The organism is Streptococcus sp. NLN76, from assembly GCF_015686645.1.
Taxonomy (GTDB): Bacteria; Bacillota; Bacilli; order Lactobacillales; family Streptococcaceae; genus Streptococcus.
In genome coordinates, this window is sequence record NZ_JADPMS010000037.1 from 1 (window position 1) to 20,352 (window position 20,352).

At 42.9% G+C, this 20,352-nt stretch carries 17 protein-coding genes; 16 read left to right on the forward strand and 1 reads right to left on the reverse strand.

Annotated features, from left to right (window positions below; all coding sequences use genetic code 11):
- From I1A59_RS07250 to I1A59_RS07280, 7 genes are all read left to right on the forward strand, one after another.
- Positions 1-3,053 (forward strand): LPXTG cell wall anchor domain-containing protein (locus I1A59_RS07250; RefSeq protein ID WP_196092116.1); only part of this gene is annotated, 3,053 nt, incomplete at its 5' end.
- A gap of 149 nt (positions 3,054-3,202) precedes the next feature.
- Positions 3,203-6,571 (forward strand): SspB-related isopeptide-forming adhesin, encoded by a 3,369-nt coding sequence (locus I1A59_RS07255; RefSeq protein ID WP_196092117.1) that lies wholly within the window; start codon positions 3,203-3,205, stop codon positions 6,569-6,571.
- Positions 6,572-6,675: 104 nt separating this feature from the next.
- A complete protein-coding gene (locus I1A59_RS07260) occupies positions 6,676-7,968 on the forward strand; it encodes a DUF308 domain-containing protein (protein WP_196092118.1) in 1,293 nt (430 codons plus the stop codon).
- A 108-nt stretch (positions 7,969-8,076) separates the two neighbouring features.
- Complete coding sequence (locus I1A59_RS07265) at positions 8,077-8,238, forward strand: TetR/AcrR family transcriptional regulator (RefSeq protein ID WP_196092119.1); 162 nt, start codon at positions 8,077-8,079, stop codon at positions 8,236-8,238.
- A gap of 260 nt (positions 8,239-8,498) precedes the next feature.
- Entirely contained in the window at positions 8,499-8,801 is a 303-nt protein-coding gene (locus tag I1A59_RS07270) for a hypothetical protein (protein ID WP_196092120.1), read from the forward strand.
- A 72-nt stretch (positions 8,802-8,873) separates the two neighbouring features.
- Complete coding sequence (locus I1A59_RS07275) at positions 8,874-9,386, forward strand: DUF308 domain-containing protein (protein ID WP_196092121.1); 513 nt, start codon at positions 8,874-8,876, stop codon at positions 9,384-9,386.
- A 50-nt stretch (positions 9,387-9,436) separates the two neighbouring features.
- Positions 9,437-10,630, forward strand: coding sequence for a chloride channel protein (locus tag I1A59_RS07280; RefSeq protein WP_196092122.1), 1,194 nt, complete (start codon positions 9,437-9,439; stop codon positions 10,628-10,630).
- A gap of 22 nt (positions 10,631-10,652) precedes the next feature.
- Here the strand turns inward: I1A59_RS07280 and pepT are convergent, their stop codons facing one another.
- On the reverse strand, positions 10,653-11,879 hold the full coding sequence (gene pepT / locus I1A59_RS07285; RefSeq protein WP_196092123.1) for a peptidase T: 1,227 nt from the start codon (positions 11,877-11,879) through the stop codon (positions 10,653-10,655).
- 140 nt (positions 11,880-12,019) lie between these two features.
- Here pepT and I1A59_RS07290 point away from each other — a divergent pair, with 140 nt between their 5' ends.
- The 9 genes from I1A59_RS07290 to I1A59_RS07330 all read left to right on the forward strand — a co-directional run bounded on the left by I1A59_RS07290 (position 12,020) and on the right by I1A59_RS07330 (position 19,951).
- Positions 12,020-12,454, forward strand: a complete 435-nt coding sequence (locus tag I1A59_RS07290; protein ID WP_196092124.1) for a Fur family transcriptional regulator — start codon at positions 12,020-12,022, stop codon at positions 12,452-12,454.
- Positions 12,455-12,461: 7 nt separating this feature from the next.
- Entirely contained in the window at positions 12,462-12,725 is a 264-nt protein-coding gene (locus I1A59_RS07295) for a hypothetical protein (RefSeq protein ID WP_196092125.1), read from the forward strand.
- A gap of 104 nt (positions 12,726-12,829) precedes the next feature.
- The gene (locus tag I1A59_RS07300; protein WP_179924589.1) at positions 12,830-13,525 is read left to right on the forward strand and encodes a phosphoglycerate mutase; all 696 of its coding nucleotides are present in this window, start codon (positions 12,830-12,832) and stop codon (positions 13,523-13,525) included.
- A gap of 135 nt (positions 13,526-13,660) precedes the next feature.
- The gene (locus tag I1A59_RS07305; RefSeq protein ID WP_196092126.1) at positions 13,661-15,688 is read left to right on the forward strand and encodes a penicillin-binding transpeptidase domain-containing protein; all 2,028 of its coding nucleotides are present in this window, start codon (positions 13,661-13,663) and stop codon (positions 15,686-15,688) included.
- Positions 15,689-15,697: 9 nt separating this feature from the next.
- Complete coding sequence (recR, locus tag I1A59_RS07310) at positions 15,698-16,294, forward strand: recombination mediator RecR (RefSeq protein WP_196092127.1); 597 nt, start codon at positions 15,698-15,700, stop codon at positions 16,292-16,294.
- A gap of 9 nt (positions 16,295-16,303) precedes the next feature.
- Complete coding sequence (locus I1A59_RS07315) at positions 16,304-17,347, forward strand: D-alanine--D-alanine ligase (protein ID WP_196092131.1); 1,044 nt, start codon at positions 16,304-16,306, stop codon at positions 17,345-17,347.
- 132 nt (positions 17,348-17,479) lie between these two features.
- Complete coding sequence (gene murF, locus I1A59_RS07320) at positions 17,480-18,841, forward strand: UDP-N-acetylmuramoyl-tripeptide--D-alanyl-D-alanine ligase (protein WP_196092128.1); 1,362 nt, start codon at positions 17,480-17,482, stop codon at positions 18,839-18,841.
- On the forward strand, positions 18,838-19,518 hold the full coding sequence (locus tag I1A59_RS07325) for a YwaF family protein (protein ID WP_196092129.1): 681 nt from the start codon (positions 18,838-18,840) through the stop codon (positions 19,516-19,518). The genes murF and I1A59_RS07325 overlap by 4 nt, the downstream gene beginning before the upstream one ends.
- A gap of 52 nt (positions 19,519-19,570) precedes the next feature.
- The gene (locus I1A59_RS07330) at positions 19,571-19,951 is read left to right on the forward strand and encodes a PH domain-containing protein (RefSeq protein ID WP_196092130.1); all 381 of its coding nucleotides are present in this window, start codon (positions 19,571-19,573) and stop codon (positions 19,949-19,951) included.
- Positions 19,952-20,352: the final 401 nt, after the last annotated feature.

A 20,352-nucleotide genomic window follows, 5' to 3' on the forward strand; every position in this document is an offset into this window, starting at 1 on the left:
AAGCTGGCTATGAACTTGTTAACGATGGCTTCCCAGCAGGTGAAGTCTACGACAAAGATAGCAATGTAACTCAAGAGTATACAGTTACATTCCGTCAAAAAGTTGTAGATGTGGAACCAGAAAATCCAACTAATCCGAAAGATAATTCTGAACTCGAATTGACCAAAACGGTTACACGTACGATTGAGTATAAATACTTGAAAGAAGATGGTGAAGAAGCTTCTAAAACTGTGACACAAACAGTTACATTCACACGCAAAGCCAAAGTCAATATGGTGACAGGAGAGGTGACTTACGCTGCTTGGACCACAGAAGAAGGTACAACCCCAGCGGTTGAATCACCAGCTATCCAAGGTTACACCCCAGATCAAGCAAGTGTAGCAGAGTGGAAACCAAGTGCAACAGATGCGGATGTGGATGTCGTAGTTGTCTACACACCAAACGATCAGAAAGCAACGATTACTTATGTGGATGAGACTACAGGCGAAACCTTGGATGCAGTGGATACCGTGACAGGTAAGTCTGATGAGTCTATCAATTACACGACTGCAGACCGTATCACAGCCTATGAAAAAGCTGGCTATGAACTTGTTAACGATGGCTTCCCAGCAGGTGAAGTCTACGACAAAGATAGCAATGTAACTCAAGAGTATACAGTTACATTCCGTCAAAAAGTTGTAGATGTGGAACCAGAAAATCCAACTAATCCGAAAGATAATTCTGAACTCGAATTGACCAAAACGGTTACACGTACGATTGAGTATAAATACTTGAAAGAAGATGGTGAAGAAGCTTCTAAAACTGTGACACAAACAGTTACATTCACACGCAAAGCCAAAGTCAATATGGTGACAGGAGAGGTGACTTACGCTGCTTGGACCACAGAAGAAGGTACAACCCCAGCGGTTGAATCACCAGCTATCCAAGGTTACACCCCAGATCAAGCAAGTGTAGCAGAGTGGAAACCAAGTGCAACAGATGCGGATGTGGATGTCGTAGTTGTCTACACACCAAACGATCAGAAAGCAACGATTACTTATGTGGATGAGACTACAGGTGAAACCTTGGATGCAGTGGATACTGTAACAGGTGTATCTGATGGAGAAATCAAATACTCAACTGCAGATCGTATCGCAGCCTATGAAAAAGCGGGTTATGTCTTGGTATCAGACAACTTTCCAGCAGGTGAAGTCTATGACCGTGATGACAAGACTGATCAAGCCTATGCTGTTATCTTGAAACACAAGATTGAGGACATCGATCCAGAAAATCCAGTGAATCCAAACACAGGTGAGCCTGTTGAGTTGACTAAGACAGTTACTCGTACCATTGAGTACAAGTACCTCACTCCAACAGGTGAAGAAGCATCCGCTACGATCACTCAAACAGTTGAGTTCACTCGAACAGCTAAAGTAGACCGTGTAACAGGAGAAGTCACTTACACAGACTGGACAACCGAAGCAGGTACAACCCCAGCGGTTGAATCACCAGCTATCGCAGGTTACACACCAGACCAAGCAATTGTAGCTGAGTGGAAACCAAGTGCAGATGATGAAGATGCTAAAGTCGTAGTTGTCTACACACCAAACGAGCAGAAAGCGACCATCACTTATGTGGATGAAACCACTGATGAAATCTTGGATGATGTGGATACTGTAACAGGTGTATCTGATGGAGAAATCAAATACTCAACTGCAGATCGTATCGCAGCCTATGAAAAAGCGGGTTATGTCTTGGTATCAGACAACTTCCCAGCAGGTGAAGTCTATGACCGTGTTGACAAGACTGATCAAGCCTATACTGTTGTCTTGAAACATAAGATTGAGGATATCGACCCAGACAATCCAGTGAATCCAAATACAGGTGAATCAGTTGAATTGTCTAAGACAATCACTCGTACCATTGAGTACCGTTATGAAACTCCAGATGGAGAATTCGTAACTGTCCCTGTGACACAAACTGTAACCTTCACACGTACTGCAACAGTAGACCGTGTAACAGGTAAAGTGACCTACACAGACTGGACAACTGAATCTGGTACAACACCAGAAGTAGTATCTCCAAGTGTAGATGGTTTCACACCAGATAAGACTCTTGTTCCCGCATGGACCCCAGATGTGACTGATTCTGACGAAACAGTTGTGGTCATCTACAAAGCTGACGAGCAAAAAGCCAAAGTGACATATATAGATGAGACTACGGATGAAATCCTTGAAGTTGAAGAACTTGTTGGTAAGTCTGGAGAATCCATCAAGTATTCGACAGCTGATCGAATTGCTTACTATATTTCTAAAAGCTATGAGTTGGTTTCTGATGAGAACCCTGAAGGAGTTCTGTTTGATAAAGATGGTAATGTGCTTCAAGAATTCAAGGTTATCTTGAAACATAAGATTGAGAACATCGATCTAGAAAATCCAGTAAATCCAAATACTGGTGAAACAGTTGAGTTGACTAAGACAGTTACTCGTACCATCGAGTATAAATATTTGACTGCCAATGGAGAAACAGCTTCTAAAACTGTTGTTCAAACTGTAACATTTACACGAACAGCAACTGTTGATCGTGTGACCGGTAAGGTTACTTACGGTGATTGGACAGCTGAAAACAATACCTTCCCATTAGTTGTTTCACCAGTGATTGATGGTTATACCGTTGATCAATCAGAGGTTGCAGAGATGGTTGTGACAGTAGATACAGAAGATTCTAAAGTTGTTGTTATCTACACACAAGTTGAGAAACCAGAGCCTAAGCCTGAACCAAAACCGGAACCAAAGCCAGAACCAAAACCTGAGCCAAAACCGGAACCAAAGCCAGAACCAAAACCTGAGCCAAAACCGGAACCAAAGCCAGAACCAAAACCTCAACCAAAACCTCAACCAAAACCAGAAAAAGCAAAACCATCCGTGGCTGACAAACCACAGATGAAAGAGTCTAATGTTGGACAAACACTTCCTGAAACTGGTGATTCTGATAATCTTGCAATGGCCTTGCTTGGACTCGGATTGCTTGGAGCAGTTCCATTGATTGGATTTGTGAAACGGAAGAAAGATTAAAACCTTAGGTTTGCCTTCGCTTTAGAAAACCAATTCTGATTTTAGCCCCTACGGGGGCTTTTTTGTTGTCGAATATCGAATAAATAGAATAATAGCTGAAAGGAGAATGTAGTGTTGCCCTTGCGTTTCTAATTCGAAGGAGGTAATGAATGAATCTGAATTTTAGTTTTAAAATTTCTAAGGCCTATGTTTTTTGTGGTGCAGTACTCGCTAGTTTATGCTTGGGGATGGACAGGGTAGCTGCGGATGAGACCGCAGCTACAAATTTGAAAGAGTTACATCCTCAGGCATCTTCGGCTCACAGTGAACTTATTCAGGAATCTGGCCAAGATGTCGGACAATTAATGCAACCAATAGTATCTGAGGAGTTGGAGCAAGCACAAGTTCAAGCACAAGCAGCAGGTGTCGTAATTGAGCAGAAGGCTCCTCGGTTTTATGATTCTTTGGCAAAAGCGCAAGAAGACTTGAAACAGCAAGCTCAAAGCTTACTGAATAAAACAGCTAGTCAGCAAGCTCTACATAGGGAAATCACATCCATTCAAGCACAGAATCAGCAGATTCTCCAAGAGAATCAAGCAGAGATAGAGCGTGTATCATTGGAAAATCAAGAAAATGAAACACAGATCAAAATTGAAAATCAAAGGGAACAAGATCGTGTCGACCTAGAAAATACCAGACTGCAGAATCGATACAAACTAGACTTAGAGAATTATGAGCGATTAAGAAGGGATCGACAAGAGATTTTGAAGACAATACAAACTCGTCAACAAGAAGTCGAACAGGCCAAAAGAATGCTAGTGCGACCGGATGACATTTCCTATGGCAGTAACGGTTATACCAAAAGCAATTCTACTCAACACCTCAAGCTTAGTGCTCCCTTGAAAGGTATGAAACTTATTGCAAAAGGTGATTTGAAAAATCCACAGGTCTTGGTAGAAGGGGATATTCCGGAATCGCAAATTGTGACTAGTTTTGTTTGGAAGAATGTAGAACCAAAAGGGTTAGAATTGACCAAGGGAGTTTTTGGAGACAAAAGCTACTGGGATGCAGCCTACAATTACAACCAAAATGGAACGACAACTCAAATTTGGACAGGGCGAATTGGAAATTGGTACAAAATACCTGAAGCCATCAAAACAGCCGATGGAAAAATTCATGATGCCTATCTTCAAGTTGAAATTGATAGTAGTGGACTCTACAAGGAAAGTATGCGGACTAAAACGGATGGAACTTATTTTGCCTTTTGGAATCAGGATGGCGCTATCAATACCTTAAATGGCTTTACTCTAGGAACTGTTAATCAAGAATCAGATGGCATTCGCTTGCGTGTGAGGTTGGATAGTCCTGAGAACACGAACCCTTATTTATGGGCCACTACGATTTATGACCTGGATCTGGGGCAATTTCTGGAAGTGGATCCAAAAACTAGTCTAATTTTAAGTATTGGTGGAGGCCTGAAAGTAGAAGGCTCAAAAATCGTGTCGGATGAAAATTTAGGAAATACCTATGGACTCAACCGAGATGTCAATGCCCTGAATGCACGTGCCTCATCACCTGACGGAGCTGTCCTCCTAGCCCAGTACACATCTGAGTATCAGTCTATGATCCGCAATAGTCCTGGAGGGGCAGGATCATCTGTGGCACGTGCAGATTTTGGAGCAGCTGGACAAGTTCAGATTCAAGTCATCCCCAAACTACCACCCGAACCAGAAAAACCTACCAAGCCGACTCTGTTAGTTCCAAACTTTAAAACCTTCATTCCTAAAATTCCAAGTCCAAAACCGTTACATCCTGTTCCAGATTTACCAACGAAAAAGGAGAGTGTTCATCCAGTCTTTGTGATTCAAAAACCAAGCAATCACAAGACTGTTGTGAACCAGGCAAAAATGGATGTGGATGGTAAGTTGGTGCCCAAGGGGTCACTGCAAATCTGGGAACTTCAGAATCAGCCCTTGAAAGCAGGTCGGGACCAGGTGTTTTCTTACCAGCTGGAAGATCCGCTGCCATCGGGATTTTTGGTTGACTGGGCTAAAACCAAGGAAATGAACCAAGTTCATTGGACTGTAACAGAAAAATCAGCTGGTCACCTAATCTTTGAAGCGAAAGCAGAAACGCTAGCCCTCCTCAATAAAGATCGGCATCAAGCGATTTCTCTGCCTCTAGCCTATGTGATTGGTCGCCCTCAAAATGACGGCGGCTCCTATCGGAACACCTTTAAAACGAAAATTCAGACTCCTTCTGGATCCTTTGTAACAGTTTCAAACACATCTGTTATCTATACACCTGGTCAAGATCCAAAGCATCCTCGTACAGGACCGAATGGGGACAATCCGACACCTGAAGACAACTTCATTCATCCTCAAAAAGAGGTTTTTGATCCAGCAACTGGTCAAAACCTAAACGGACGGTCACTGTTACCAAACTCCAAGATCTATTATCGTTTGACACAGGATTTTGACCAGTACAAGGGGATTCAAGTAAGTCCGGCTGATATTTCCAAGGGTTTCTATTTTGTGGAGGATTATCCTGACGATCGTTTGGATCCAACTAGCTTGAAGGTCACTGCCATTAAATCGAGCAATGGGGAGGATCTCTCGCAGTTGCTAAACTATTACCACGTTTTAACTCCCCACTCGATTGACAGCAAGCTTCAGAAGGCCCTAGAGCACTCTGGAGTTCGTCCGCATGGCGGTTATTTGCTGTGGTCGGCCAAAGATCCCCAAGCCTTTTTTGAGCGCTATGTCCAAGCTGGTTTATCAGTGACCTATGATCTTTCTTTTTCTTTAGATAAAAAGTTTAAAGAAGGGGCTTTTACCAACCAAGCTTTCCAAGTTGAATTCGGAAACGGCTATGCCTCCAATCACGTCAGAAATGAAGTGCCAACTTTGAAGGTGCAGAAAGAAGTTTTGAATCAAGAAAGTGAACAAGATCTGAACGGGCACGAAGTTGCCATGGGTCAACTATTCAGTTATCGCTTAAAAGGGTGGGAAGTGCCCGCAAACCGTGGTTACAAACTTGAGGAATACCGCTTCTTGGATAATTTAGACCAGGAGCATGATACGTTCCTTAGAGGACAGGTAGTGTCAGCAGTCACCTTGACCTTGCAGGATGGGCGAATAATCCCTTCAGGTACTGATGTAACGGAGTTTGTAGATCAAGTTTATGAAGGTAGAGATGGGCATTACAGTTTAGCCTTTAAAAAAGATTTCTTAGAAACTCTATCTGACCAGAGTCCATTTGCGGCAGATGTCTACCTAACTGTAAAACGGATTGCGAGTGGTACAGTCAGAAATCAATACACACTGGTAGTGAATGGCAATCCTGTGAATTCCCAGCTTGTTCAAACCCACACATCTGTACCAGATTCAGTGAATACTGAGTTCCCTGAGAATGGTTCTCAGAAACCAGAAAAGACACTTCCCAACACTGGAACAGAAGGAGATCATCTGTCCTTTATCGGAAATATGTTGATGGGGCTTGCTGCCTTAATCGTTGCACTGAAAAAAAATAAATCGTAGGGAGTTTAAGACCAGGGAGCTTTTGAGTTCCCTGGTTTTTCGCGCTTTCTTCAGCTTAGGAATCATGTTATAATGGAGCATATTTTCAATTGAGTGGAGGAAGTATGAATCGTTTGGGTGATTTAGGTCGAGGAGGCCGCAAAGCCCTAATAGAAGGGATTGTGGTGATCCTACTAGGACTTTTTTTGATTATCTGGGGGCAGCTTGTACCGAAGGTGGGCTATCAGCTCTTCTTCCTGTATATTTTTCTATCAGCTCTCTGGACGCTAATAAGTCGGTGGTTCGGACGTAAGGAGATTCAGGAGAATCTTTGGATTACTTTGGGAAAACTGGTCGCTTCCGTGATTTTTGGAGAGATAGCCATTTTGGAGGATATGGCTGTTTACCTCTTGGTGTATGCAATTGCCTTTTATCAAATTTTTACAGGTGTAGTCAACCTGGTCACCTGGTGGCTCTATTGGCAAAATGGAATTCCAAAACGTTTCCGTTATTTGACGGATGGTATCATAATGACTGGGTTTGGGGTATGGAGTCTGTCCCCTTACCATGATGCCAATGAATTTCAATTATTGCTTTTAGGTTGGTATTTGGTGACCTTGGGGATGACTCGTTTGCGGGATGGACTTTTCTTTGAAAAAGAAATGAAGCAGAACAATTTAAAACGCCGCGTACGGGTAACTCTTCCCATTTTCATTACCGCTCTGGTTCCAGCTGCGACGCTCAATAGGCTTAATGAATTTTTACAAGAGAATACTGAGGAAACTGCAGCAGAAGCATATAACGTGTCCAAAGAGGAGAAATCTGGTCAAATTGAAGTTTTTATCCATACAGCTCAGACCAATTTCTTTGCGGCTGTGGGTCATGTGGACTTGTGTTACCAAGGTCGTGTCATTTCGTATGGTTCCTATGACCCATCTTCTGAACGCTTGTTTGGAATGGTCGGTGATGGCGTACTCTACAAGTGTGACCGGGAGGCCTATATTGACTTGTGTAAGCGAGAAAGTCAGAAAACCTTGTTCGGTTATGAAATTGATTTAACAGCGGAGCAAGAAAAGGCGGTTCAAGCATACTTAGCTGATTTGGATAAAATCTTGGTACCATGGGAACCTGAGGCGAACTTGGTGAAGAAAGAAGATGGTTCTGAAGATCATACTTATGCTTACAAAATTCGCCATGAAACGAATGGTGACCTCTATAAGTTTACTGAATCCAAGTTTAAAACCTATTTTGTATTAAGCACCAATTGTGCACTTCTTGCGGATACGATTGTTGGACAAGCGGGAACAGATATCCTTAGTCCTAAAGGTTTTATTGCACCAGGAACCTATCAGGAATACCTGGATACAGAATTTGAGAAACCACACAGTATGGTCATTGCTAAGAATGTTTATGCATAAGAAGGGGGCCCGAAAGGGCCTTTTTTGAAACTTTCACAAATATTTTCATAGATTGTCTTGCTATTGTACACCAGATGGTCTATAATGGTTCGAGATAAGGAGGCTGAATTGAAGAAGGCAGAAAAAACACAGTTGATGAGGGAGCGGATTCTAGAGGGCGCCATTCAAGAAATTTCGAGTTCAGGTTACCAAGGATTTCGCATCAATCAACTGTGTAAGAAGTATGGCTTTTCGAAAGGAAGTCTTTATAGTCTTTTAGTTTGCTTTTAGTACAAGGCAGCGAGTCGCAGGCAGTACTAAAGTACGGCAAGACGAGCTAACACAGTAATAAAAGATAAACTAAAAGAGTATATCATCTATTTCCGAACAAGGATCAGTTATATGTAGCCTGTGTCGAGGAAAGTTTTACGAAACTATTCCAGTTTTTAAAAGCGAATCTAGAGTCTGTTCCAAGTTTAGCGGACTACCTACAAAGTCGTTTACGGTTCTACCAGTCCTATCCTCACCATTCCCAGGTTTTCTTGGAAGCTTTGCTTTATAGGGGAGGTCAAGTAGAAGAGGAGATTCGTAGATTTCGAGATGAATTTGATCGCTTTAATCAGGCTGTAGCAAGGCGTTTAATTACAGAGTATGAGCTAAAAGAGGGTGTGACAGAAGAGCAAGCCTTAGCTTATTTGGATGTCATTCAAAAGCTTTTTCGTGCCTACTATTTAACACTCCAAGAATTAGACTCAGAACTTGTGAATAGCCGAGCCTATGAAGATCACTTGCAGGAAATACTAGGACATATGGTTTTTGGGATAGTCGATCAAAAGCCATCAAAGATAGACTAACCTACAGGATGATTTTTAAAGATGTATCACTCTTTAATCGGTTCTGATTTTAATATTTTAAAGGAGTAGACGATGTTTAAACGTTACGCATGGTTGTTGTTAGTAGTAGGGATTCTTAGTCTTTTGGCAGGATTTTGGGTTGTTGCCAACCCTGGTATGACCTTAGCTGGTATTGGAACAGCGGTTGCCATCTTTTTCTTGGTTGATGGAATTGTGAATGTGGTTCAATACTTTACCAATGAATACAGAAGTGGCTGGACCCTCTTTAATGGGATTATCACAGCGCTACTAGCCCTTATGCTCTTGACTGACGGATTCGGTGCTCGTACCCTCTTCATGTCAACCATGATTGCTTTCTGGGTTCTTTTCTCTGGAATCACTCGTCTCATGATGAGTTTTGATGTTAAGAAAATTGACCGTTCTACAGGTTCTACCTTGATGTGGACAGGGATCCTTGGCATTCTTGCAGGAGCTCTTATGATGATGACACCTTTATTTACTGCTTTGATGGTTTCCTACATGATTGGATTTACCTTTATCTATCAAGGAATTGCATCCATCGTTCTTTATTTCAAAGCAAAATAAGGACTAGAGGCTGGGCATGAGCCCAGCCTTTTTTCAAGAAAGGTTTTCGGATGGTTAAAAAATTTGTAGTCCTCCTCTACGGAATCTTTTTAAGTTCCATTATCGCAGGGATTTCCTATCTGTTTATCATGGCTGAAAAAACCAGCAGTCATTGGCTATGGCATTCGGACTTCTCGCATTCCACCCTCTATCAAGCAGTCTTAATTCTGGTTGGAAGTATTGCTTTATATGCGCTCAAACGTAACTGGGGTTCTCTGCCCTTCACCAGTCACCAAGTCTTGCACGTCTTACAAGAAAAGGGGACCTTAAAGTATGGTCAGGCTTGGAAAAGCCTCTTAGTTGCTTTGCTCATCCTAAGTCTAGGAGCAGGTGTGGGTCCGGAGGCTCCTTTACTAGGGGCGGTCATTGCCTATTCTATCTGGCAGGCTGATAAAATGCGCTATCTCTATGTCCATTGGGAGGAACTGAGTGCTGGTAAGCGGTTTGTAGTTCTTTTCCATCCGCGACGTTACTTACAGTCCTATCAAGTAGATCAAGCTGTTTTGGAGGGACAGAAGAAGAAACTCCTCATCAGTCTCTATGCCTTCAATGGGCTCTTTGTATTCTGGCTTTTGATGCGCTTATCAGACCAACCTTCTTTTGTCACAACCATTGGAAAATCAGCTTGGGGATTAGAGGAACTGCTTTATTTCTTGGCTCTCCTAGCTTCGGGTTTTCTGTTTGCCCTGGTCTATCAACAAGTGAAAAAGGGAGTCGGAAGGTTGAAACTGGGAGACAAACTTTCTCTCCCCATAAAGATTGTAATTGGCGGTCTTTCGATTTTTATTACGTCGCAAGTGGCACCTGACTTGTTGTTTTCCGGACAACATTCCATGCATACTCTCTTTGACATGGGATTAGAAGCTTCTGCCATTGTCCTCAGTCTTTTAGCAATCGGAAAATTACTGTTATTGGATCTCAATCTTTGGGCCGGTTGGACAGGAGGAGATATTTTCCCCTTAACCTTCGCCTCTCTCTTACAAGGCTTTGCAATGGCAAAATTGCTAGAAACACAAGGGTTAGATACCCCCTTTGTGGTTCTGGTTGTGGGGCTAGCCATGGCGATGCAACTGATGGAGAACCGAATCTTAGCCTTGATATTTGTCTCTTTGTTTTTCCCAGTTAACTTGTGGCCCATATCCCTCTTGGTCTTTGTAGTCTATGAAGGAATGGCTCGTTTCCATAAGAAAAATCAGCAGTCCTAATAAGGAATGCTGATTTTTCACATTATAGTTCTTGGCTAGCAATGCCAACGATGACATCACAGGCTTTTTCCATGGTTTGGAGGCTGACAAATTCGTAGCGCCCATGCATGTTTTCACCACCTGCAAAAAGATTGGGGGTAGGGATACCCATGAAGGAAATTTTGGAGCCGTCAGTTCCCCCACGAATGGGTTCAATGATGGGGGCAATGTCTAGCGATTTCATGACTTTTTCAGCTAATTGAACGGGACGCATATCTTTTTCGATGACTTCCCTCATATTGGAGTACTGGTCTTTGATGTCAACGATGACACGTTCCTCCCCCCAGCTTCGGTTCATACGACCAGCGATTCGCTGAAGGGTTTCCTTACGGTTGGTTAAACCTTGGCTTTCAAAGTCCCGAAGAATGTAGTCAGCGTGAGCTTCTTCTTCAGTACCAGAGAGTTTTTGCAGATGGTAGAATCCTTCATAACCTTCGGTATACTCAGGACGTTCACCATCTGGGAGAACTCCGTGAAAGTCCATGGCCAATTGGAGAGCATTAATCATCTGGCCTTTGGCTGTACCTGGATGGACGTTACGGCCTTTGAAGGTTACGTGGGCTGCGGCAGCACTGAAGGTCTCGTATTGAAGTTCGCCAAGAGGGCCACCATCTACGGTGTAGGCAAAGTCTACATTGAAATCAGCTGCGTCAAACTTGTCCGCTCCAGTTCCGATTTCTTCATCAGGTCCAAAACCGATGCGAAGTTCAGCATGCTCGATTTCTGGATGGGCAACGAGATATTCTACTGCTGAAAGGATTTCCGCAATTCCAGCCTTGTCATCGGCTCCAAGTAGTGTGCGACCATCTGTAGTGATGAGGGTTTGTCCTAAGTAGTTTTGCAGTTGTGGGAATTGGTCTGGACTGAGCTCATAGCCACTATCGCTAAGGGGGATACTGCCGCCTGGGTAGTTTTCAATGACTTGAGGGGTAACATTCTCTGCATTAAAATCAGCTGTATCCATGTGGGAGATGAAGCCAATTTTATAAGGAAATTTGTCGCTGTTTGCGGGTAAGGTACCAACGACAAAACCATTGTCTAAGTAGTGTACATCCACTAGTCCAATGTATTCCATGGTTGGCTTGAGGACATTCAGAGCAAAGTCTACTTGACTTTGGGTGGATGGTGTGCGATCAGCTTGCTCATCTGACCGTGTATTGATGCGCACATAGTCTAGGAAGTGGGGGAGTAGTTGTGGGTATTTACTCATAATCAATTCCAACCTTTCTAATAGTCCTTTTTATTATAGAACGGTCCTGGGAGAACTGCAAGACATTTTCTTTTTTCAATGGGAAAAAAGAAAGATTTAGGATATAATGGAGCTATGAATTTCGAAAAAAGAGGGTTATTATGGCACACAAGTTGGAGGGAATTTTAGAGGAACTACGGGAGCATGGCATACGTGTGACCGAGGCACGTCGCTTGATGCTGGAATACTTGATGAATAGTCATGAGCATCCGAGTGCTGAAAAGATATACCAGGATTTGATGGAAGTTTATCCTCAGATTAGTCTGGCCACGGTCTACAATAACCTCAACCTCTTTCTTAAGGAAGGGTTGGTAACGGAGATTAAAATAAAAAATGACCAGACCCGGTACTATGATTTTATGGGGCATGAACACATCAATATTGTTTGTGAAAATTGTGGCAAAATTGCTGATTTTGAGGGTGATGGTCCGCCGGATATTTCTGTAACAGTCCGTGAACAAACGGGTTATGAACTCAGAAAGCAGGAATTATTGGTCTATGGTCTTTGTCCGGATTGTCAGAAATTAAAGGGGTGAACTAGCTATGAAAACGTTTATTCGTACAGGCCTAGCTCTTTTAATATTGGTTGGCCTAAGTGCTTGCGGCAATAAGGATATCTTTGGTTCGGAGTACACATTTGATACAGCTCAAATTCGGATGCCGAATGGAGATTTGATAGAGGGTGAAGTGGAACAGTGGGCCCATGATAGTGATAACGATAATATTCGTGTGACCTTCAAAAATGGGAAATCCTACTACACCAGTTCGGTCAATGTTGTCCTCTTTAATAAAGAATCGAATCCTTGAGGGGTCGTGATAGAATTCACGTGCCCTCTTGTTTTTGAAGTTGAAATATTGTAGAATAGAGTGGACTGCTAGGCAGTACTTATAATACCTAAGGAGAATTGAAGATGGTGAAATTAGTTTTTGCTCGTCATGGTGAATCAGAATGGAACAAAGCGAACCTCTTTACAGGTTGGGCTGATGTGGACTTGTCAGATAAAGGGACACAACAAGCCATCGATGCTGGTAAATTGATCAAAGAAGCTGGAATTGAATTTGATCAAGCTTACACTTCTGTTTTGAAACGTGCGATCAAAACAACCAACCTTGCTTTGGAAGCTGCTGACCAATTATGGGTACCAGTTGAAAAATCATGGCGTTTGAACGAGCGTCACTACGGTGGTTTGACAGGTAAAAACAAGGCGGAAGCTGCTGAGCAATTTGGTGATGAGCAAGTTCACATTTGGCGTCGTTCTTATGATGTATTGCCTCCAAATATGGATCGTGACGATGAGCACTCAGCTCACTCAGATCGTCGTTACGCACACTTGGATGACACTGTTATCCCAGATGCTGAAAACTTGAAGGTGACTTTGGAACGCGCGCTTCCATTTTGGGAAGATAAAATTGCTCCAGCTCTTAAAGATGGTAAAAACGTCTTTGTTGGAGCACACGGCAACTCAATCCGTGCTCTTGTAAAACACATCAAACAATTGTCTGATGATGAAATCATGGATGTTGAAATTCCGAACTTCCCACCACTTGTATTCGAATTGGATGACAAATTGAATGTCGTAAAAGAATACTACCTAGGTCAAGACTAATAGACAGAAAGCTGGGACATTAGATCCCAGTTTTTTTAACTCTAAAACGTGAATCGAAGTCGTGTTTAGAGGGAGTCATCTAGTGAATTTCTGTGGTAAAATGGAGAGAGTTTTCTAGAAAGTGTATGACATGGAATGAGAAAGAAGAATCGCATCGAGCAGCAAACCATCCCCACACGTCTGTATTTTATTTTGGGATTGGTATTTAGCTTGTTTTTGATACTAGCAGTTCGGTTGGCATATATGCAGGTCTTTAACCAGGCTTTTTATTTGGCAAAAATGGCGACAGCCAGTCAAAAAATTATCAAGGGGAGTTCTGTTCGTGGGCAAATTTATGATGCTCAAGGCAAGCCCTTGGTTGAGAATGAAAGCAAACAAGTGGTCTCCTATACTCGTAGTAATCAAGACACAGCTGAGTCTCTCAAAGAAAGAGCCAAGGAAATTCTTCAACTGGTAGATGTCAAGGACGAAGACCTTAGCCAGCGACAGTTAGCGGATTATTATTTAGCGGATCCATCTGTTTATAAGGAAGTTGTAGACCAACTTCCCAAAGATCAAAAAATCGATCGTGATGGGAATGCCTTGCCTGAAAAAACCATCTACAATAACGCAGTAGAGACAGTTCAGCTCAAACAGGAGGAGCTAAGTCCAGAGGATAAAAAGGTTGCCCTCCTCTTTAATCAATTAAATGCTATTCCAAACTTCGGGACCGGTAATCTTCGGACAGAAGATCTCAGTCCCGAACAAGTAGCTCTAATTGCATCATCCAGCCAGGAAATTCCTGGAATATCCATCTCCACAAGTTGGGAACGTAAAGTTTTGGAAACTCCGCTCTCCAGTATTGTCGGAAGTGTTTCCAATGAGCAGACAGGGATCCCTGCTGAAGAGGTGGAGGAGTACTTGAAGAAGGGGTATTCCTTGAACGACCGGGTTGGAACCTCTTATTTGGAGAAAGAATATGAAGAAGCTCTCCAAGGCAAGCGTTCTGAAAAAGAGGTTTATTTGGATAAGGATGGGAACTTGGAAAAAGTGGTGACAACCACTGAAGGTGAAAAAGGAAAAAATCTTAAACTAACCGTGGATTTGGATTTCCAACAAGGAGTGGAGGACATTCTCAAGAATGCTCTCCAGTCTGAAATCAACAAGGGAAATGCTCTGGAGACTGAAGGTGCTTATGCAGTCGTATTAAGGCCTGAGGACGGTTCTGTCTTGGCGATGGCCGGTGTCAAGCAGGATATCGAAAAACACGAATTGTCTTCAGATTCGCTCGGAACGATCACCAATGTCTTTGTCCCAGGTTCTGTTGTCAAGCCGGCAACCCTAACTGCGGGTTGGCAAACGGGAGCCTTGTCTGGCAATGAGATTTTGGCAGATCAGACTGTTCTTGGGATTAATTCCTGGTTTACAGAAGGAAGTGTTCGGGACATTTCAGCGGTTCAAGCCTTAGAATATTCTTCCAACACCTACATGGTTCAAGTAGCCCTACGAATTCTGGGTAGTCCAATCGGGGCAGCTCTGATTGATGACAGTGCCAGTGTTAAAACTGCTATGGAAAAAATGAGGACGGCCTTCGGCCAATATGGAATGGGGGTTAAGACTGAAATCGACCTCCCTAATGAATCAGTTGGTTTTTTACCGACAGAATTTACGGTAGGTGATTATATGAATAATGCCTTTGGTCAGTTTGACAACTACACGCCGATGCAACTGGCGCAGTTCGCAGCCACATTAGCGAATGGAGGAAGCCGCATCCAACCCCATATTGTCGCTGGAATTCATGACAACGATGAAAATGGTGGGCTGGGTCAAGAAATAGAGAAGAAAACCGGTCGAGTTCTGAACCAGGTGGATATATCTCAGGAAGACATGTCGCTTCTACAGGAAGGGATGAACCAAGTGGTATACGGAACGTCATCCTTTACCACTGGACGTACCGTGGGAGAGGGAGCTTCAGTGGCGATTGCGGCTAAGACCGGTACAGCAGAAACGTTTGTGAGTGATGGCAAGGTCCGCTCCGTCAATACCAACGTAGTGGCCTATGCGCCAACTAGTAATCCAGAAATTGCCGTGGCCGTTGTGTTCCCACACAATACCGATTTATTGTCAACCGTAAGCCATAGTATCACCAAAGACATTGTTAATCTTTATTATTCTAAAAATTAAGGAGGAGCTATGCTCTATCCCACACCGATTGCAAAATTAATAGATAGTTATTCGAAACTCCCTGGAATTGGGAAAAAAACAGCGACACGATTAGCTTTTCATACCATTAGTATGGAAGATGAAGAGGTGGCGGAGTTTGCCAAAAACCTCTTAGCTGCTAAGCGTGAATTGACTTATTGCTCAATCTGTGGTAATCTGACAGATGATGATCCCTGTTTTATTTGCAGAGATGAGACGCGTGATGAAACACAAATTTTAGTGGTAGAAGATAGCCGAGATGTAACGGCTATGGAAAATATCCAAGAATATCAAGGACGCTATCATGTCTTGGGTGGCTTGATTTCACCGATGAATGGCATTAGTCCCGATGATATAAATCTCAAATCCCTCATCAATCGTTTGATGGATGGCAAGGTGACGGAAGTCATTGTGGCAACGGATGCGACAGCAGATGGTGAAGCCACTTCTATGTATATTTCGCGGATCCTCAAACCTGCTGGCATCAAGGTGACCAGATTGGCGCGTGGATTAGCTGTCGGCAGTGATATTGAGTATGCGGATGAAGTAACCTTGCTGAGGGCGATTGAGAACCGGACAGAGTTATAGGAGAGTATGATGAAAGAAACCTTAATCCTTTTGTACGGAGGTCGTAGTGCTGAGAGAGAAGTTTCCGTTCTCACAGCTGAAAGTGTGATGCGGGCAGTAGACTATAACCGTTTCACTGTTAAGACCTATTTTATTAGTCGTGAAGGAGCCTTTTACAAGACACAAGAATTTGACCAAACGCCTGATGTCACAGTACGTTTAATGACCAATGATGGGATTGCTGATTTGGAATCCCTTAATCCAGGTGCAATCTATGAAGAGGGAGCTGTGATTTTTCCTTTACTTCATGGCCCTATGGGAGAAGACGGGACTATTCAAGGCTTTTTCGAAATCCTAGGCATGCCTTATGTAGGGACAGGTGTTCTGGCATCCAGCATGGCCATGGATAAAATCTCAACCAAGCGGATTTTAGAAAGTGCGGGGATTTCTCAGGTTCCCTACACAACTTATTTCGAAGGGGAAAAGCTAGCTGCAGCTCTGGATGAGGCAGAAGCCAAGCTAAGTTACCCAATCTTTGTCAAGCCATCCAATATGGGTTCGAGTGTTGGAATCTCTAAGGCGGAAGATCGTGCGGGTTTGCAAGAGGCTATTTTGGAAGCCCTTCGTTATGACAGTCGAATTCTGATAGAAGAAGGTGTGGATGCACGCGAAATTGAGGTCGCTATCTTGGGGAATCAAGACATCCAAACAACACTTCCAGGTGAAGTGGTCAAGGATGTCGCTTTCTATGATTACAAGGCTAAGTATATTGACAACAAGATTGAGATGGCCATTCCGGCTCAGATTCCAGATTCAGTGGCTAATGAGATGAGAGAAGCTTCTCGCAAAGCCTTTCACGCTCTAGGAGGTACTGGTTTATCCCGGTGTGATTTCTTCTATACTAAAGAAGGGGATGTTTTCCTCAATGAACTCAACACCATGCCTGGATTTACTCAGTGGTCTATGTATCCCTTACTTTGGAAAAATATGGGACTTTCTTATCCAGATTTAATTTCAACCTTGGTGGATTTAGCCAAGGAAGTTTATGAAAAGCGGCAAGCGCATTTCTTCTAAATTATAGTAGGTGATTTCCTGTGAAGGGCTTGCGCCCAATCATTGAAATATCACACAAGGTGAGGTGGTCGAGACGGTTGTCTGGCTGCCTTTTTTCTTAGCATTACGAATAATGAGGTAAAGGAGAAAAATATGTTTACACTTAGTGAAGTGGCAAGAGTTGTTAAAGCCAAGAATCCTCTAAAGTTCGACGGGGATTGGACGCTTAATAAGGTTGAATTTGATAGTCGTCTGATTGAAGAAGGGGACCTTTTCGTCCCCCTAAAAGGAGCACGTGATGGTCACGATTTTATAGATTTGGCTTTTGAAAAAGGGGCGCGTGCCAGCTTATCCGATCGTGAATTAGAGACAGACCAGGTCTATTTTTGGGTAGAAGATGTCTTAACAGCGTTTCAAGATCTAGCGGCCTACGTTTTGGAAAAGAGTCAAGTGGATGTGCTTGCAATAACAGGCTCAAATGGCAAAACAACCACCAAGGATATGTTGGCTCATTTGTTGGCAACTACTTATCCAACCTATAAGACGCAAGGCAATTATAACAATGAAATTGGCTTGCCATATACTATTTTACACATGCCACTTGGCACTGAAAAGCTGGTCTTAGAAATGGGGCAAGACCATTTAGGCGATATCTCTTTGCTCTCTCATCTTGCAAAACCAAAGGCTGCGGCTGTGACAATTGTTGCAGAAGCTCATCTTGAGTTTTTCAAAGACCGTCGAGAGATCGCTCAAGGGAAACTCCAAATTGCCGATGGCATGCCGGAAGGAGCCCTCTTGCTAGTGCCAAGTGATCCTCTCCTGGATGATTTACTTCCGGCCCAGGTGGACGTAAAACGGTTTGGGCCAGGTGGAGATATTGAGCTTTTTGATTTAAAGGAAAATCGAGATTCCCTCCAATTTAAAACAAATTTCATGAACGGGGTAGTAGAGGTCCCTCTACCAGGTCGCTACAATGCAAGCAATGCTATGGTTGCCGCCTATCTAGCTAAGGAGGAAGGGGTACCAGAATCAGTAATCCTTGATGCCTTCCCCAGCTTGGTTCTAAGCAAGAATCGAACAGAATGGAAGACTGCCCAAAATGGCGCAGCTATTTTATCAGATGTCTACAATGCCAATCCAACCGCTATGCGTCTAATTCTGGAAACTTTTTCCAATCTTCCAAAGGAAGGAAGTGGCAGGAAGTTGGCTGTGCTGGCAGACATGAAAGAGTTAGGGCAGGAATCCGAAGCCTTGCATATGAGCATGATTACCAGCCTCAATCCAGAGGATTTGGATAAAATTTATTTTTATGGACAGGAAATCGAGAGTCTGGCTAAATTGGCTGCAGAGATTTTTCCTCTGGGCCAAGTGCTTTATTACCCAACAGAGGATTTTGAAGCATTACAGGAAGCCATCGTAACAGATCTCAAAAATCAGGATCAAATCTTATTAAAAGGAAGCAATTCCATGAATCTGGCTAAGATTGTGGACATCTTAGAAGGAAAAACGTTATGATAAATGCTCTTGTTCAGTTATTTGCACGTAATCCCTTAGCTAGAGCACCTGAACTTCACTGGACAACGTCACTATTGCTTTTATTTAGTTTGATGCTCCTTTACTTTTTAGCCATTAGGCAGAAGGGGGATCGGTTGGCACGCTTTGCTCTTATTCTGGACCTCCTTGGTCTATATGGGTTCCTAGTTTTTCTTGATTTTAGTTGGCAAGCCAGTCTCCCATTCTATCATTGCCGTATCGCCATGATCTTGATGTTATGCTTGCCAGATCAGATGCGTTTAAAGACTTTCATGGCCTACTTAGGAGTCCTAGGGCCTATTATAGCCTTTGCTTATCCGGTTCTCTATGCCTATCCATTTTTTCATATCGCGAATTTATCTTTTATCTTAAGTCACCAGTTGCTTTTTTATCTGGCTTGTCACTATTTGATTTGGCAGAGAAGGTTAGATCCCCTATCTTTCACAAGGATTTTTGGCTATTCCTTTCTCTTGACTGCTGCGATGCTCTTTTCCGCCCTTTTGACCAAAGGAAACTACGGTTTTCTTCTGGAACTGCCTTTGCTTCACACACATGACCCACTTTTTAATTTTCTTTTTTTGAGCGTTTTGTTGGGTGTGGGCTTAAGTTTCATGCAAATTCTATTTTTGGAAAAGAGAAAAAGAGGGGGGACTCCTTAAAAGGGAGTGCTACTGTATGGTATAATGGATAAAAATGTAAAGGAGATTGAAAATGGGACTATTATCTGGCCTACTGGGAAATGCGAGTCAAAAAGATAGGCAGAAAGTTAAAGAGGATTTGGCGATGATTTTGCTGGACCAAGAAGAGGTGGAGATGGCCTTCTCATTGGTTCGTGACCTGATAGTCTTTACAGAGCACCGCTTGATTCTGGTAGACAAACAGGGGATGACAGGGAAAAAGGTTTCTTATAAATCGATTCCTTATGGTTCCATTTCTCGATTTACGGTAGAAACCAGTGGGCACTTTGATTTGGATGCGGAATTGAAAATTTGGATTTCATCTGCTGTGGAACCAGCGGAAATTCTTCAATTCAAGAGTGACGACAGCGTGGTTCAAATTCAAAAAGCACTAGCTGCAGCTGTGCTTCTTTAGAATGACGCTCGAAAATACTGCTTTTAGTACCTTTCTAGAACGTAGACCAGAAGATATCCAGTTATACTCGAAACAGTTCGAAATCTAAACAGGCAATCCGATGAAGGCAGAACTAGGGTTCGGCGAAGAGGATTAACACATTCAGATTTTGAATAGTATATTCTTTTAGTTTACTTTTAGTACAAGGCCGCGAGTCGCAGACAGCTCAAACATACTAAGATTAGTAGTGAGGAAACCTTCGACGGAAGATTTTCTCACTACTTTTTCTTTATGTTAAAGTAGTAGTGTCTTGTTAAGTCGTACTAGATTTTGGCATTTAATGCCGTAGCTCAAACTGGCAAGACACCTGTTTTAGTTAGAATTTTTTCAAAGTATGTTGGACGTTGAACGTCGTGTATTGA